Genomic DNA, 16,397 nt, shown 5'->3' with positions numbered 1-16,397 from the left:
TGTTCTATTTTGATATTAACGGTTTAATTTTGTCTCCCAGATTTACAGCACGCATCGGGCGTACACTTCCAGCTTGACAATCGCGTAACCAAGTTTTAACCCCTTGGGCAACAGTACCTTTACTACTATCGCGTGGCGGAGATAATGGCTGCTGTGCTGAATAGGAACCAGTTTGAGAAAACATCATCACTAGTTGCCAACCAATTTTAGTTTTAGTCAACAACAGCCAGTGGAATTGCTGCAATTCTACCGCTTTCTTTCCTATGTACTGCCGTTCTAAGGTAGTAAAAAAAACTTGCTCAACCCCTGATGCAGAGCTTTTAGTCGCATCTGCACTATATTCTTCAAGGTTAAGGGGCAGAGGAGTAAACTCAGGTCTTCCTGCCACTAGCATATAACTGTAAATATCACTGCTTCTTCTAAGGCGACGAGCGCGTTGACTAGCGCGATTGGTATAACTAGGTAAATCTTGCAGTAGCTGTATAGTTAATATTTCTAAATTTTGTTCAGAACACAAAGACCTCGCATCACTGTTGACATTTTCTTTTTCTGCTAGTGCCGAGGGTTTAGGGGTGGGATTTATCGAGAAGGCTGGGTAAGCAAAGCTGTTTGAAACTACAACCCAGAAGCTACAAGCAAACAGGAAACTATAATTTTTCTGACTGAGCGAAGAGGCAAGATTGTTGTCCCCTACACCCTGCACTCTAAGTTTCTCACTGACTCTTAGCTTCATGCCACCGTGATTAACTCCTCAGAAATCCGCTTCCAGGCTAACTCAGGCTCAGTAGCAGCGGTGATGGGACGACCAATCACTAGATAATCTGCACCGGCTTTAATGGCTTGGGCTGGAGTGAGCGATCGCTTTTGATCGCCAATATCAGCCCAAGTTGGTCTAACCCCCGGACAAACAAGCAAAAAGTCATCTCCACAAGTTTGTCGTAGCTGTGCCACCTCTTGAGGCGAACAAACTACCCCATCCAAACCAGATTCTTGAGCCAGCAGGGCCATTTCTAGAGCATATTCTGGCAATTCTAAGGGTATTTTTAAATCAAATGCCAACTGCCGAGCAGAAATGCTCGTTAACAGGGTAATAGCAATTAACTTTGGTGGTTGTACACCTGCTTTTACAGCCCCTTCTTCTGCCGCCTCAGTTGCGGCTTTCAGGGCATCTCTACCAGCAGTAGCATGAATTGTCAGTAAATCCACTCCGTATTTAGCTGCACTCCGGCAAGCACCAGCAACGGTATTGGGAATATCATCAAACTTTAAATCCAAGAAAATGCGCTTTTGGCGAGACTTTAACACTTCTAGAATTATCGGGCCAGTGCTAGTAAACAGCTCTAAACCGACTTTCCACCAAACCACTTGTGGTAGTTGATCTATAAGAGCGATCGCACTTTGTTCATCCGGCACATCCAAAGCCACAATAACTCGTTGTCCTATTTGTTCCCTATTCCCCATTCCCTACTCCCCATTCCCCATTTAAGGCACTAAGCGCACAAACTTATTTTTTCCAACTTGTAAAACTTTACCTTGTAATTTACTAGGAACATCGAAAGTGGTATCAGCATCAGTGATGCGATCGCCATCTAAGCGCACTCCACCTTCTTGAATTTTCCGCTTTCCTTCCCCGGTACTTTTGCACAAGCCAGTGGCATTGAGAATATACGCTAACTTAACCGGAAACTGCGACACTCCACTTAGAGAAAATTCTGGAACTGCACCTTCCTTGCCACCACTTTGGGCTGCTTCTTTCGCCTCTTGGGCTGCGGTTTCGCCGTGGTACTGTTTCACAACTTCCCATGCTAAAAGTGTCTGGCGATCGCGGGGATTTTCTGGCAGTTGATCCAAAGGTAAATCCGTCAACAGTTCAAAATACTGCTCCAGGAGATGATCGGGAACTCCTTGCAACTTTTGATACTTTTGTCCTGGGTGTTCTGACAATCCGATATAATTACCTAAAGACTTAGACATTTTTTGCACCCCATCCGTGCCAATCAAAATTGGCAACAGCATCCCAAATTGGGGCTTTTGACCAAAATGGCGTTGCAAATCTCTGCCTACAGCAATGTTAAATTTCTGGTCAGTGCCACCTAATTCCACATCTGACTCAACTGCAACCGAATCAAAACCTTGCATTAACGGGTACAGGAACTCATGGATAAAAATTGGATTCTCTTTTTTATAGCGTTCTGTAAATCCTTCCTTCGCTAACATCTGCCCCACCGTCATCGTGGAGAGTAACTCCAAAATTTTCTCTAAGTTTAGCCCAGAGAGCCATTCGGAGTTATAGCGCACCTCTAACCTTCCTGGTGTGTCAAAATCCAAGATAGGACGTACTTGGTCAAGATAAGTCTGGGCATTTTGGGCTACATCTGCTTCTGTAAGCTGACGACGCACCTCAGATTTACCAGTCGGATCGCCAATGCGTGCTGTAAAATCGCCAATAATTAGAACTGCTGTATGACCAGCATCTTGAAACCCTCGCAGTTTTCGTACTGGTATGCTATGACCTAGATGAATATCAGCACCCGTAGGATCGATTCCCAATTTGATCCTCAAAGGTTGGTTTGTAGTTAATAAGCGGTTTTCTAGACTTTCACTGTTAACATCAGCTGGTTGTGGGAAAACTTCTACTACACCACGACGCAACCAATTCATATCTTGCGTCATACCAGAAAATCCATTGTTAGCTATGCTTTGTACACTAGAAGTTAAGTTGGTTATAAACACTTGCAATTTATCCACTTTCTCATCTGCCAAACTACTATAATTGCAAAAAATTAACCGCCTTGCTTCGCCCAATGAATTACAGTTAAATTTACAAGTGAGGAAGTGAAATCGCCGTGTCGTCGTCTAGGACTTTTGAAGATAAACAGCCACAACGTCGGGCTTCATCAGGTTTTGAGTTTTTGAAAGGAGTCGGTCAGGTAACTGGCGGTACTCTCCTCTCAATCACCATGCTGGCAAGTTCCATTGTAGCCGGAGGACTAGTTGGTTTAGCCATCAGTTTCCGTAATTTGCCAGATGTGAGACAGCTACGTAACTTCTTTCCCTCAGAAACGACTTACATTTATGACGTTAAAGGTAAACTTTTAACGAGTATTCACGGGGAAGCCAATCGGGAAGTCGTACCCCTAGATAGAATTTCGCCGAATTTAAAACGGGCGGTGTTGGCAAGTGAAGATAGTCACTTCTACGATCACCACGGTATTAACCCCGTCGGCGTTGGGCGTGCTGTAGTAGTTAACGCAGCAGCAGGCGGAGTCAAAGAGGGTGGCTCTACTGTCACCATGCAATTGGTAAAAAACCTATTTTTGTCTCGCAAGCGTGCCTTTACCCGCAAGTTAGCAGAGGCTGTGCTAGCAATCCGGTTAGAGCAAATTCTCACTAAAGACCAAATATTAGAAATGTACCTCAATCAAGTTTATTGGGGTCATAACAATTATGGTGTACAAACGGCAGCCCGCAGTTACTTTAATAAATCATCAGAATATTTAAGCTTGGGTGAGTCAGCAATGATGGCGGGTTTGATCCAAGCACCAGAAGAATTTAGCCCGTTTGTGAGCATGAAACTGGCAAAACAGAAACAAAAAGAAGTGCTGGGACGGATGCTGGAATTGAACTGGATCAACCAGTCAGAATACGACAAGGCCCTCAAGCAAGAAATCAAACTTGGGAGAATCAAATCCTTTCAAGGTAGTGCCCTACCTTATATAACCAATACCGTAGCGCAGGAGTTGGCTAAGAAGTTTGGGCGTGAGACATTACTCAAAGGTGGAATGCGGGTGCAAACTACAGTTGACGCCAACTTCCAAATCATGGCAGAAGAAACTGTCATAAAATGGCATAAATCACTGCTTGGACAGGGATTATCGAAGAATCAAATTGCCTTAGTGGCAATTGATCCGCGCACCCATTTTATTAAAGCACTGGTGGGCGGTGTAGATCCTAAGACCAGTGAATTCAATCGTGCAACTCAATCTCAACGTCAGCCTGGATCTTCCTTTAAACCGTTTGTATACTATACTGCTTTTGCTACTGGTAAGTATGGGCCAGACTCAACGGTGGTAGATGCCCCAGTCAGTTATCGAGATGGTAACGGTTGGTACTTCCCCAGAAATTATGATGGGGGTTTTAGCGGATCTATGCCAATCCGCACAGCTTTAGCCCAGTCACGCAACATTCCTGTGATCAAGATTGGTAAGGCTGTGGGGATGAATAGAGTCATAGAAACGTGCCGCACCTTGGGTATTATGAGTCCTATGGAACCTGTTAGCTCCCTGCCTCTAGGTGCAATTGGGGTTACTCCTTTGGAAATGGCTAGTGCTTATGCTACCTTTGCTAATTATGGCTGGCAGTCTCCACCCACTGTAATTGCCCGTGTCACCGATAGTAGTGGTAATGTGTTATTAGATAACACCCCAAAACCCCAGCTAGTTTTAGACCCTTGGGCATCGGCAGCTATTATTGATGTGATGCGAACGGTAGTTACTAGTGGTACAGGTAAAGGTGCTGCTATAGCTCGTCCAAGCGCTGGGAAGACGGGTACAACTTCCTCAGAAAAGGATATCTGGTATGTTGGCACTGTGCCCCAGCTAACCACTGCTGTTTGGGTAGGTAGGGATGACAATAGACAATTAGCTAGCCGTGCTACAGGCGGGGGTATGGTTGCTCCCATTTGGAAAGATTTTATGGAGAAGGCACTGAAGAACGTACCCGCAGAAAACTTCAAGCCACCTTCCCAGTTTTCTCGTCCCAAGTCAAATTAAAGTTAGGAGTGATAAGTTATGAGTTATGAGTTTATTGAGAACTCCTAACTCCCAACTCCTAACTTTTGCTAGGGCTGTTTTTCTAGCTCGGCTTTCATCCGTTCTAAAGTGAGGTGCATTTGGTCAAACATTTGTTGCGGGGTGACACCGAACTGACCTAATTGCGTTTTCAGTTGTTCTACTGTCATTTGTGCCATGAAATCTTCTGATAGCTCGAAGCGCTTCATAAAGATGCGGTATCGCTCCATCATGGCTTCCATTTGCTCAATAAACAGCTTTTTGCCATCGCGGTCAAATTTGCCGTAGCTGTTGCCAAGCTTGATCAGCGCTTGATAATCCTCAAACAGCTGTTTTGCTTCTTGCTGAACTATTTCAGAATCGAAGAATCCCATATTGCTTATATTAAACTGAGCGCCCAGACTCAGTAGCTTAATAGTTTTACTTCTATTTATTATTTTAGTCTAGGGGAGTAATCTAGTCACGAAGCTTCGGTTTTAGTACGGTTTGTTACCGAAATTTCAACACTTGACTTGAGAACGTTTACCCTTGTTAAATCGACTTAATAAAGCTGCAATACTCAGAGCTTTAGCCATTGATTTAGGATTGGTCTTTTCACTCGGTTCAATTTTCAGTCTGGTAGAGTATTTCAGAGCTAGTGAATCTTGCGGGTTAAGTTTTAATGCTTGACGGATGTAAACCCTGGCCATGCCGATAAATTTCTGTTTTAGATGTACTAAACCTAATAAGGCATAATAGTTGCTGTTATTTGGCTCTAACTTGATGGCATCGCGCAGTTCTTGCACAGCTAGGGTCCAATTGGCTAGCCTGACGTACTCAATAGCTCGCTGGTAGTGACGTTGAGCATAGTTTGTCAAAACTGGTTTGACATTAGTTTTTTCATTTAATGTCAATTCAACTGGCTTGACTTCTACTTCAGGAATGATGGGAACAACTTTTTGCGGTAGAAACAGGTCAGGTTTATGCAAGTGTAAATAAACTAAATTTAGTATACTAATTTGTTGCGTAACTTGATAAAACTGATGGAGTGATTTGTATTGAGCTTCTGCATAGGAGGCGATCGCTTCTTCATAAAACAGTTCAGCTTGGGGTGCAGACATTTCTATAATTTCCTTAGCTATGGTACTTTGCTCACACAAAGCTTGCAGCTGTAATATTCTTGCGTCCGATCGCAGCATGGCTATAGCAATCAAGCGCTTGTGTCGATGTTTGAGTTGTTCGTAAGCTGGATTGATTAAATGGCTAAGTATTACCGTCACTAATTCTTGGTCTGGATTGCAGCTTTTAGCATAGCGATCGGGATGTAGGAGTTTCGCTAAAGTGTGATAGCGTTTAAAAATCTGGCGATCGTCAGCACTCACAGAAATTCCTAGCACAGCGTAAGGATCACAAAGCTGTTTAAACCATTCTGGCGGTAGGAAGGTCTGTGACATCGTAGTAGTCTAGATCCGTTAAAAACTTAAAATTAGCATCAAAGCTCAATGCACAGTAATGTGAAACCTACTCAAATTTCTTCAAATTGGGGATTGGGGATTGGGGAAGGTGGGGCCCCCTCTGGGGATAAGGGGTAATGGGGATTGGGAATTGGGAATTGGGAATTGGGAAGATTTAGTTAGGGATGAATTGTCTGTGTGCCTTTTGGCTGTCTTATTGTAGGAACTGTGGGATTCGTATATTTATTAGAAATATGTTGACTAAGCGCAAAAGTCGAAGTGTTGCCGCTGTTTTAGCTTTTTCTGGCACGCTGACAATTTCAGGATTACATAAATTTTATCTGGGACAGCCGTTGTGGGGTGTTTTGTATGTGTTGCTTTCCTGGACGCCTATCCCCAAGGTAGCTAGTGCGATTGAGGGAGTTTGGTATTTAGCTCAAGACGAAGAAGCTTTTGATCGTAACTTTAATCTAGGCAAGTCAGCAGCAAGGAACTCACAAAAGGCGATTAATCAGGTAGGAGCGATCGCTGACGCAGTGCGTGAATTAGATGCTCTGCGCCAGGATGGACTGATTTCAGAGTATGAATTTGAACAAAAGCGTCGCCAATTGCTAGACCAGATTTCTTGAGGTAAGCGACAATCATGAATAACTGGCTACCTTTAAATTCCAGACTGCAAAAACTCCGCGCCAAGCTTCTCAACGATCCCTACTATCGCCTACAATCTGGGGAAGAAATTCAGCTAGCGGCTCAATTAGGTATCCGCATTGATGCTAATCAAGCGACTGTAGATGATTGGTTACGTCTGCCAGGTTTGTCAATTCACCAAGCGCGATCGCTTGTGGAACTTTCACATTCAGGTGTAAAATTTTACTGTATTGAAGATATCGCTGCGGCTTTGGGTATGCCAGCGCCGCGTCTAGAGCCATTAAAGCCTCTGCTGAATTTTATTTACTATGACCACGAATCTTTAGAAAATCCTACCTATTTAGTCAACCCGAACACAGCAACCCTTGAAAAATTAGCACAAATTCCATTTATAGATTTGTCTTTGGCACAAGCAGTGGTGCAAAATCGCCAATCAGCCGGGCCTTACCGTAACCTGGCTGATTTTCAGCGACGGCTGGAGCTACCTGGTGATGCGATCGCCCAACTGATGTATTATTTAAGGTTTTAAGTTAAAAGTTTTAAAATAACTCCTAAACCTGCCAATTTTGAATTTTGAGTCGCACCAAAGGTGCGCTTACAGGCAATTTGGATTTTGGATTGAAGGAAAAATCTAAAATCTAAAATCCAAAATCCAAAATTGATTAAATGAACCCAATGCGATCGAGAGGCCAAAAGCGAAACGTTGCTCGACCGATGACATTTTTTCTGGGTAAAAAGCCCCAATAGCGAGAGTCATTACTATCGTTGCGATTATCTCCCATAACAAAAAATTTGTCTTCTGGGACTTTTACTGGTGGATATGGCTGATTTGGAGGTTCAGCGATGTAGTCTTCTGCCAAGGGTTGACCGTTGAGGTAGACTTTGCCAGAAGCAACACTAATTACCTCACCTGGCTGGCCAATAACTCGCTTGATGAACGCTTGGTCTTTGGGATATCCTCGACGTTGTAGTTCTGGGGGTGGCTGAAAAACAATAATATCTCCAGTTATGGGAGGGTGAAAATGGTAGGAGATTTTTTCAACTACCAAGCGATCGCCAGTATGTAAGGTGGGCAACATCGAATCAGAAGGTATATAGCGGGGTTCGGCGATAAAAGTCCTGATTAAGAATGCCAAACCCAGTGCGATCGCAATTAAAATCAGATTTTCTTGCCAACTACGCCATACTTTTAACGACGCACGCTCTTGTTTTGCATCACTTTCGTGAGGAATCATAAAAGTTTCTAGCCAGTTTCAGAAGTGAGACAAATACCTTGATTATTTTGACTCAAAAGGTATATTAATAGGAAATTAGGGTTTAGGGTCAACCTATACAGACATTAAATAATACACTTATCCATTTACCAAAGATAAGCAAAAGTACTTCAAATAAATTATGACTTGTCTCAGGTAATATAAGCTAATAATTAGGATTGCTAAATAGATAATTAAAAATAAAAATTCTAATTGCTGTAATTATAAGGCAAGTTATGAGATAATTTTAAGTTTTATTGGACATACCGAACAACGCGATGTGAATGCAGCCAAAGTAATTTTAAGGAGACACCTCTGTGCGGGGGTTCCCCCCGTTGAAGAGAGTGTCGTTCGTGCAAGCGCTACCGGAGGGCATCCGGGAAGTAACGCTAGCGGAGATATTCTCCCTACTTCTATTGGTCGCAAGACCTGTAAAAGCAAAGAACGTCAGTGATGCTAGAATCCCCCCGATTTATCGGTGGGGAGTGTCAAAGTATCTACCTCACTTTACTGAAAAAAGGTAGAGGGCAGTCTTGCTGGAGGTTGAGTTGCAAGAAAATATATTTTTGTCTGTATTATTAAGTGATATTACATAAAATAATTCCCAATATAAATGTATTTTTAAATGCAGAAATTTGGTTAAAGTCAGCGTTTTTAGTAAAAAAAACTACTTTTAAAGATGAAATATAGACTTTATTGCTTCAATGGATAGATGCCATACTCTTGTGATTTTAATCACTTGCCTATATACCCGAAATTAATTTCCGTAATTCCACGGTGACAGAGCATATTAAACTGTACTATTAATTAAGATATAAACATACTTAATTATCGAGAAAAAAATTTACAGACAGAAAGCTACTAGCAATTTCGGCTAAAGTATCAGCATCCGAAAGAGAAGTAAGCTGCTGATAGAATTATTTTTACTGAATGAGTCAAAGGTGACTAGATTTAAAGAATAAATGCCTCTTGGCAATGAGAAACTATATTGAATCAATTTTCGTCTGGTCTATTTCATAGAAAGTACAAGGTAACATTCTGTCAGTTGAAAATTTAATTTTTTCTTAAAAAGGAAACAATGGCAACAGCCAGTAAAATATATCCTATCAAGAATAGAACTAATAGTTTACCAGACTCTTTTTTTAAAGACAACCTGCCCTTGTAAGTAGTTTTGTATGTTAATCAAACAATTCATTTAAGTTGTAAATTATACAGTTTTACAGTCAAAAAGTCTGGCAAAAAAAACTTCAGTCTGCTAAAAGTGCAAATTGTAGGTATGACAGCTTAGTTCATCTTGAAAGGATAATGCTGCCTTAGCGGTGAACTGAAAAACAGCAACTAATTCAGAACTCCTATTTAAGAGGATTTTGGGGTGTGGTTAATTATCTGATTGTGTTCCTCTCCTTTTTAGAGCTAGCGGTAAGAATGTGGAAGCGCAGAGCTTACCTTTTGTGACTAGGTTGAAATTAAACAGTACCAAGTATTGTATGTTCAACGCTGTCCAAATCTAGAGCATATAGATTTCAGTTAAAGCAATATAGTCTGTCTTATCAATTCTGAATTCTCGTTAGTACCAATTCCAATTTTCATGATTACCAGAAAGCAACTGGTATCTAAATATCTAATAAAAATGTGCTATAACGTACCGTCATAACCCTGGTGATGGTTCGATCTTTGAAGGAGCTTTGAGGTGGAAAACAATAAGTCGTTTCTGTGGCCAGAAGGAATATTAATTGCGCTACTTGCTTTAGGTGGTGTTTTTAGTCTTGCTTTTATGATGCTTCTAAGGCCAAATGCTTCGGATACTCAGAGTAGACCAAGTATAAATATCAAGGATGTATCTGCAAACGTAGGAACTCAGCAGCGCATTGAGAAATTAAAGGCGGCGATGCTTACAAGCTGGCAGCAAGAAGCACAAACAAAGGGGCTAGCCTACGCCATACCATCACGTTTTCAAGGAGAAATCATTAAGGCTGCAAAACTTACTCAGGGTGAGAAAGTGATTGCTCTCACCTTTGATGATGGGCCTTGGCCTCAGACTACAGAGCAAGTGCTAAGTATTTTAAAATCAAATAATATCAAAGGAACGTTTTTTGTAGTCGGGCAGAACCTAAAAAATTATCCAGAGTTAGGAAAGCAGATTGTCGCTCAAGGTCACGTCATTGCCAACCATACTTGGCATCACTGGTATCACTCCTTTAATCCACAAGCAGCTGCTTTTGAAATTGAGCGCACAACAGACTTAATTTATCAAATTACAGGTGCTAAAACAAATCTCTTTCGACCGCCTGGTGGCAACCTGCACAATGGATTAGCTGCTTATGCTAAAGGCCAAAAGTATGCTGTGGTGATGTGGTCGGCTGACTCCACAGATTACAAGTTACCAACTGTACCAAAGTTGATTAATAACGTGATTAAAGATTCTAAACCTGGTGGAATTGTGCTAATGCATGATGGTGGTGGTAATCGTTCCAGAACTGTGCAAGCTTTACCAGAAATTATTAGCAACTTTAAAAAGCAAGGCTATCGCTTTGTGACTATTCCAGAACTTTTAGAAATCGAAGATAGAGATCAAAAGTTGCTTGCTAACAAAAAGTAATAATTATTAATTATATGTAATTATTCAATAGTAATTGGCTAATTACTAAAATTATCTTTTTTGGTTGACATAGTTATTTTTACATTCGGTTAGAGACTGATAATTAAGGGCACTCTATAGCAATCACAATTGAAACGTGAGAAAATACTGAGATAAAAACTAGCTATTTACAAGCTTTTCAGCCATTTTCTTTCTCACAACTGATTTAGGATTGCTATAGCAGTGAACCAAAAATTTTTCTCCAAAGAACATTACGAAAGTTTTTTGGCGTTGAAAACCTTGTTTTCTTAAAAGGCAGGCCAGAAGGCCCGCCTCACAAGATTGAATTTATTTGTTGTCAGTCTGTTAATGACTGCTTACTAAACTGAACTCAGTTGTTTTTTTTTCAGAATTAGCTTCTGGACTATCAGCTTCAGAAGGTGGAACTAACTGCCAGAATTTCGGCAAAAATTCTTGCCAGTTTTGCAGAATTTTCTTCGCCTTTGGTGAACTAGTGCGTTCTGCATGAATTTGGATTAATTCTTGTAGTTGCTTTGCACCTACTTCGGTAATCACCCGCTGAATTTTGACAATTTCCGGGTTGACTAACTCACGAAATGAGTCGTCTTCATCCAAGAAGTATGCGAGTCCACCAGTCATTCCAGCGGCTACGTTACGTCCTACTTTGCCGAGGACAACAATCACACCACCTGTCATGTATTCACAGCAGTGATCCCCAGCGCCTTCAATCACTGCGATGCCTTTGGAGTTTCTGACAGCAAAGCGCTCTCCTGCTAGTCCGTTGGCAAATAACATGCCACCAGTAGCACCATAGAGACAAGTATTGCCAATTATCACGTTTTGTGATGCGTTATAAGTAGCATCAGTTGGAGGTTTGATGATGATTTCACCACCATGCATCCCTTTACCTACATAGTCGTTTGCTTCTCCTTCTAGGCTGAGAATTATGCCTGGGAGGTTGAAAGCACCAAAGCTTTGTCCAACACTACCTGTAAAGTTGAGATTAATTTGTCCTTCAAAGCCACTGTCACCGTACTGGGAAGCGATCGCACCTGCTAATCTTGTGCCCACTGTTCTGTCAGTATTGATAATTGGGTAAGTCTTGGTGACAGTAGACTGATTTCTAATAGCAGCCTGAATTTCGGGATCGGCAAGGAACTTGTCATCCAAAACCACGCCATTGCTGTGAACTTCTTCATGCACCAACCAGCCGCGATTGTCTCTGCTATTTGGTAGCTGAAGTAAACAGTCGAGATTGAGCGATCGCGTTTTGGTGAGTTTTGCCTCTGGACGCAGTTTTAATAAATCTGCACGTCCAATAATTTCTGACAAAGAACGGTAGCCAAGTCGGGCTAACAAACTACGCACTTCTTCAGCGATGAAGTAGAAGAAGTTGACAACCTGTTCCGGCATTCCTGTAAACCGCTTGCGGAGTTCTTCTTTCTGAGTAGCAACACCCACAGGGCAAGTATTCATGTGGCAAACTCGCGCCATAATACAGCCTTCAGCAATCATGGCGATGGAGCCGAAACCAAATTCTTCACCGCCCATCAATGCACCTATTACCACATCCCAGCCACTTTTCAGACCGCCATCGACGCGCAAAATAACGCGATCGCGCAGGCTATTTTCCATCAAAACGCGATGCACTTCACTTAAACCGAGTTCCCACGGTGAACCAGCGTGTTTAATAGAACTTAGTGGCGATGCACCTGTACCACCATCATGTCCAGAAATCTGAATAATATCAGCGTTTGCCTTGGCTACACCAGCCGCGATCGTGCCAATGCCAACTTCTGCAACTAGCTTTACCGACACCTTTGCTTTCGGATTTATTTGGTGCAGATCAAAAATTAGTTGTGCTAGGTCTTCAATAGAATAAATATCGTGGTGCGGTGGTGGCGATATCAGCGTTACACCTGGTTTGGAGCGCCTTAACATTGCAATGTATTGGCTCACCTTCGGCCCTGGCAGTTGTCCACCTTCCCCAGGCTTGGCACCTTGGGCAATTTTGATTTCAACTTGTTTGGCGTTAACTAGGTACTCTGGGGTGACACCAAAGCGTCCCGATGCAACTTGCTTGATGGCACTATAAGCTCGATCGCCATTTTGCAATCCTTTTAAATGGGGTAGGGTTGGCGAGTAACCAGACTCGTCTACATCATCTAGAACTGTGTAGCGCACTGGGTCTTCGCCACCTTCTCCAGAATTTGATTTACCGCCAATCCGGTTCATGGCGATCGCTAAAGTTTCATGGGCTTCTCTTGACAAAGCGCCTAAAGACATGCCACCTGTGCAAAAGCGCTTGACAATTTCATATACTGATTCCACTTCTTCTAGAGGAACCGGGGGGCGATCGCCTTGGAAGTCCAGCAAGTCGCGTAAGGCCGTTACTGGTCTACCTTGGAGGTGCTTTTTATAAACTTCGTAGTGGTCGTAGTTTTTGCCATCTAGAGCTTTATGCAACGCCTTAACCATTTCTGGGCTATTCATGTGGTACTCGCCGTTAGGACGGTATTGCACAAAGCCCAGGTTTTGTAACTTATTGGCCGTCACTTCTGGGAAAGCTTTGCTGTGGAAGGAAAGCACTTCATCAGCAAGTTCGGTAACACTCAAACCACCGATGCGGGAAGTCGTACCACGAAATCCCAGGTCGATTAAATCTCCACCGATGCCAATCGCTTCAAAGATTTGGGCTGCTTGATAGCTGGAGAGCAGAGAAATTCCCATTTTGGAGAGAATTTTGAGCAAACCTGACTCTACTGCTTTGCGATAGTTTCCTAAAGCTTGTTCTAGGGTGAGGGTGGGAATTTTTTGTACACCCATTAACTTTTGAGTTTTGGGATCAGACCACCAATCACGCACCGTATCTAAAGCCATGTACGGGCAAACTGCGCCAGCACCATAGCCAATCAGACAAGCAAAGTGATGGGTACTCCAGCATTGAGCAGTATTCACAATCAGGGATGTTTTCATTCGCAACCCCTGACGAATCAGATGGTGATGCACAGCGCCCACTGCTAATAGGGGAGGAATGTAAGTATATTCTGTGTTGATAGTGTCATTGACTTGATCTTGATCGCTTAATATTAAAATCTTTGCACCTGCCCGGACTGACTCAGCTGCTTGTGCTTGTAAAGATTGCACTGCGGCTTTCAATCCTTCTGGGCCGCTGGCGATCGCAAATAGGGTTGACAACTCAGCCGTGGCAAATCCTGACAGCTTAATTGCCTCTAATTCACCATCCGTTAACACTGGCGATTCCAGCTTCAATCTCCGAGCATATTCTGGTTTAGGTTCTAATAAGTTACCCCGTTCACCCAGTTCGACTTTCAAAGACATCACTAGCTTTTCTCGCAGGGGATCGATCGCTGGGTTCGTCACCTGAGCAAAACGCTGTTTGAAATAGTCATAAAGCAGGTGGGGCTTTTGTGACAGCACCGCTAAAGGAATATCATCACCCATGCAGAAAGTCGGCTCTGAACCTGCGATCGCCATTGGATGAATCACCATTTCTACATCTTCTGTGGTGTAGCCAAAGGCAGTTTGACGCTGAAGTAAGGTTTGCTTGTCAATAGTCAATTGTCCTACCCTGCGGGAAGCCGCTGGCGCGTCTAGGTCATTTGTCAATTGTCCTTTGCCATTGCCATTTGCTAATGACGGATGACTAATGACTAATGACTTTAGTTGTTGACGGTGCTGTTGCAGCCATTGTCCATAAGGGTGCTGCTTGGCGATCCGCCCTTTTATATCCCAATTCTTCAGCACTTCATGATTTTCTAAATCCACGGCAATCATTTGCCCTGGGCCGAGTCTACCTTTCTCGACAATATCGGCTTCTGGGAAGTCCACGACACCAGCTTCGGAAGCCACAACAATGTAATCATCTTTGGTGATTGCGTAGCGAGCTGGTCTTAAACCATTACGATCTAGAGTTGCACCAACTTTTTTGCCATCGCTGAATACTAAAAGTGCTGGCCCGTCCCACGCTTCTTGCAAACCACTGTAATATTCGTAGAAATCAACAATTTCTGGAAATTTATGTAAAGAAGGCTGATTTTGGTAAGCTTCTGGAACCATAATCATTAAGGCTTCCAAGGGGCTGCGTCCAGAGCACACCAGTAATTCCACTACGTTGTCTAGGGTGGCTGAGTCACTGTTATCAATATGAACTAATGGCTTAAGTTCCTGGATGCGATCGCCCCATACAGGATGATTCAGGCAAGCTTCTCGTGCCATCATCCAGTTGATGTTACCCAATAAGGTATTGATTTCGCCGTTGTGACCCAAAAGCCGCATCGGTTGGGCTAGCGGCCATTTGGGCATGGTATTGGTACTAAAGCGGCGGTGATAGACAGCAAAGGCGCTTTTGTAAGTTGGATTTTTTAAATCGTCATAAAAGCTGCCCAAAACAGCGGAACGCACCATGCCTTTGTAGACAATTGTGCGACTTGACAACGAGCAGATATAAAATTCTTCTGAGATGTCAGTTGCAGCTTTACTAATTCGGCGGCGGGTAATATACAACTGCCGTTCCAATTCATCGCCGCTTTTGTCAACAGAAGCTAACAAAACTTGTTCAATCTGGGGTTGATTTTCTCTTGCTTGTACCCCCAGCAAATCAGGTTGCACTGGCACTACTCGCCAACCCAGTACAATCAATTTTTCTTCAGTAGCTACTTGCTCAACTGTTACTCTAGCTTTTTGTGCAGCTTGCTGGTCTTGTGGTAGAAATATCATCCCCACAGCTATATTATTGGTGGATGGAAATTCCTTTCCGCTTTCGGCAAAGTCTTGTTGGAACAACTCCCAAGGGATAGCTGTCAATACTCCAGCACCATCACCAGAGTCTTGATCGGCGCTACAACCTCCTCGGTGTTCTAAGCAGGTTAAAGCAGCTAAGGCTTTTTCGACAATTTCGTGGCTGGTATGATTTTGGCGATGAGCAATAAAACCTACACCACAGGCATCTCGTTCCTCTACTAACCACTTTTGCCCCTGATAGGTATCTCTTGAGTTGATATCGGCTGTGATTTTCTGGCCTTGATTCATCGGTTTATTATTCATACCCTGTTCCTGAAGTATTAAGTTACCAATTTTGCCATTACATTGTGGGGAAAAATTTCTAATTTCAGTGATGCAAAAATATATAAGCACCGAAATTTAGGGAAAAAAATTTTAACTTCGGTTTTACTTTATCAGTTACCCCGTGTTAAAATGATTGCGTGTTTCTTATGTGTTTATGCGGTGTTAGACAATTTACCTCCGCCAAGACATTATTTTTGCCCTGACAGTTTCTTTTTTATATTTTGAAGTTAAGTATTTTCTCAATCCCTTTTTTCCAGATGCACACTAGCTACTTACCGAGCCTATTTTTTTGGCTCACCTGAAACAAAACTAAATTTAAATGCTGTACTACGTTCTAAAGCCAAAATCATCCCGATCTAGCAATAAAATCAGCGTATTACAATAGATACCCATTTGACAATTCCCAAATATTTTTGTTATCTAGAATTTTGCGGCTTACCAGTTGCCGCATGTATTACTATTAACTAGACATTACTGAAGTAATCATATTAGCAACATTCAGCTAGGATTAAATATCTTAATCCAGTTTTGATAACCAAAACTACCGTATATGGTGTGGTTAAAATTAGTGAGAGTTAAAACACTT

At 42.5% G+C, this 16,397-nt stretch carries 11 protein-coding genes; 4 read left to right on the top strand and 7 right to left on the bottom strand.

The window, feature by feature from the left end; genetic code table 11:
- Positions 1 to 4: 4 nt before the first annotated feature.
- From RMY63_RS01495 to tyrS, 3 genes are read right to left on the bottom strand one after another with little or no spacing between them, the layout of a single operon-like run.
- Positions 5 to 733: a hypothetical protein gene (locus RMY63_RS01495; protein WP_322726982.1), complete on the bottom strand. Its 729-nt coding sequence runs from the start codon at positions 731 to 733 to the stop codon at positions 5 to 7.
- Positions 730 to 1,461 carry an orotidine-5'-phosphate decarboxylase gene (gene pyrF / locus RMY63_RS01490; protein ID WP_322726981.1) on the bottom strand — a complete coding sequence of 244 codons (732 nt, stop codon included), beginning with the start codon at positions 1,459 to 1,461 and terminating at the stop codon, positions 730 to 732. Before pyrF ends, RMY63_RS01495 begins: the two co-directional genes overlap by 4 nt.
- 21 nt (positions 1,462 to 1,482) lie before the next feature.
- Complete coding sequence (gene tyrS, locus RMY63_RS01485) at positions 1,483 to 2,673, bottom strand: tyrosine--tRNA ligase (protein ID WP_322727043.1); 1,191 nt, start codon at positions 2,671 to 2,673, stop codon at positions 1,483 to 1,485.
- Between the two features lie 173 nt (positions 2,674 to 2,846).
- On the opposite strand from tyrS, the gene RMY63_RS01480 reads away from it, so the two are divergent.
- Positions 2,847 to 4,772 (top strand): transglycosylase domain-containing protein, encoded by a 1,926-nt coding sequence (locus RMY63_RS01480; protein WP_322726980.1) that lies wholly within the window; start codon positions 2,847 to 2,849, stop codon positions 4,770 to 4,772.
- A 68-nt stretch (positions 4,773 to 4,840) separates the two neighbouring features.
- Here RMY63_RS01480 and RMY63_RS01475 read toward each other — a convergent pair whose 3' ends face one another.
- Both RMY63_RS01475 and RMY63_RS01470 read right to left on the bottom strand, forming a co-directional pair.
- Positions 4,841 to 5,164 carry a DUF1825 family protein gene (locus RMY63_RS01475; protein WP_322726979.1) on the bottom strand — a complete coding sequence of 108 codons (324 nt, stop codon included), beginning with the start codon at positions 5,162 to 5,164 and terminating at the stop codon, positions 4,841 to 4,843.
- A gap of 126 nt (positions 5,165 to 5,290) precedes the next feature.
- Entirely contained in the window at positions 5,291 to 6,223 is a 933-nt protein-coding gene (locus RMY63_RS01470) for a J domain-containing protein (protein ID WP_322726978.1), read from the bottom strand.
- Between the two features lie 254 nt (positions 6,224 to 6,477).
- Between RMY63_RS01470 and RMY63_RS01465 the strand changes: the two genes are divergently transcribed.
- Both RMY63_RS01465 and RMY63_RS01460 read left to right on the top strand, forming a co-directional pair.
- Positions 6,478 to 6,852 carry an NINE protein gene (locus RMY63_RS01465; RefSeq protein ID WP_322726977.1) on the top strand — a complete coding sequence of 125 codons (375 nt, stop codon included), beginning with the start codon at positions 6,478 to 6,480 and terminating at the stop codon, positions 6,850 to 6,852.
- Between the two features lie 14 nt (positions 6,853 to 6,866).
- On the top strand, positions 6,867 to 7,400 hold the full coding sequence (locus RMY63_RS01460; RefSeq protein WP_322726976.1) for a ComEA family DNA-binding protein: 534 nt from the start codon (positions 6,867 to 6,869) through the stop codon (positions 7,398 to 7,400).
- Positions 7,401 to 7,533: 133 nt separating this feature from the next.
- Here the strand turns inward: RMY63_RS01460 and lepB are convergent, their stop codons facing one another.
- Complete coding sequence (gene lepB / locus RMY63_RS01455) at positions 7,534 to 8,106, bottom strand: signal peptidase I (protein WP_322726975.1); 573 nt, start codon at positions 8,104 to 8,106, stop codon at positions 7,534 to 7,536.
- Between the two features lie 1,708 nt (positions 8,107 to 9,814).
- Between lepB and RMY63_RS01450 the strand changes: the two genes are divergently transcribed.
- Positions 9,815 to 10,723 (top strand): polysaccharide deacetylase family protein, encoded by a 909-nt coding sequence (locus RMY63_RS01450; RefSeq protein ID WP_322726974.1) that lies wholly within the window; start codon positions 9,815 to 9,817, stop codon positions 10,721 to 10,723.
- A gap of 345 nt (positions 10,724 to 11,068) precedes the next feature.
- Here the strand turns inward: RMY63_RS01450 and gltB are convergent, their stop codons facing one another.
- Positions 11,069 to 15,790: a glutamate synthase large subunit gene (gene gltB / locus RMY63_RS01445; protein ID WP_322726973.1), complete on the bottom strand. Its 4,722-nt coding sequence runs from the start codon at positions 15,788 to 15,790 to the stop codon at positions 11,069 to 11,071.
- Positions 15,791 to 16,397 lie beyond the last annotated feature (607 nt).

This window comes from Nostoc sp. ChiQUE01b, from assembly GCF_034531255.1.
Taxonomy (GTDB): Bacteria; Cyanobacteriota; Cyanobacteriia; order Cyanobacteriales; family Nostocaceae; genus Nostoc.
Note: the sequence above shows the minus strand (reverse complement) of the source record. Positions and strands in the feature narration are given on the sequence as shown.

Bases quoted from the DNA above. Each gene is read 5' to 3' on its own strand.
- RMY63_RS01475 (WP_322726979.1), bottom strand. From the start codon at position 5,164: ATGGGATTCTTCGATTCTGAAATAGTTCAGCAAGAAGCAAAACAGCTG.
- RMY63_RS01470 (WP_322726978.1), bottom strand. From the start codon at position 6,223: ATGTCACAGACCTTCCTACCGCCAGAATGGTTTAAACAGCTTTGTGAT.
- pyrF (WP_322726981.1), bottom strand. From the start codon at position 1,461: ATGGGGAATAGGGAACAAATAGGACAACGAGTTATTGTGGCTTTGGAT.
- tyrS (WP_322727043.1), bottom strand. From the start codon at position 2,673: ATGACGCAAGATATGAATTGGTTGCGTCGTGGTGTAGTAGAAGTTTTC.
- RMY63_RS01495 (WP_322726982.1), bottom strand. From the start codon at position 733: ATGAAGCTAAGAGTCAGTGAGAAACTTAGAGTGCAGGGTGTAGGGGAC.
- lepB (WP_322726975.1), bottom strand. From the start codon at position 8,106: ATGATTCCTCACGAAAGTGATGCAAAACAAGAGCGTGCGTCGTTAAAA.
- RMY63_RS01460 (WP_322726976.1), top strand. From the start codon at position 6,867: ATGAATAACTGGCTACCTTTAAATTCCAGACTGCAAAAACTCCGCGCC.
- RMY63_RS01465 (WP_322726977.1), top strand. From the start codon at position 6,478: ATGTTGACTAAGCGCAAAAGTCGAAGTGTTGCCGCTGTTTTAGCTTTT.
- gltB (WP_322726973.1), bottom strand. From the start codon at position 15,790: ATGAATAATAAACCGATGAATCAAGGCCAGAAAATCACAGCCGATATC.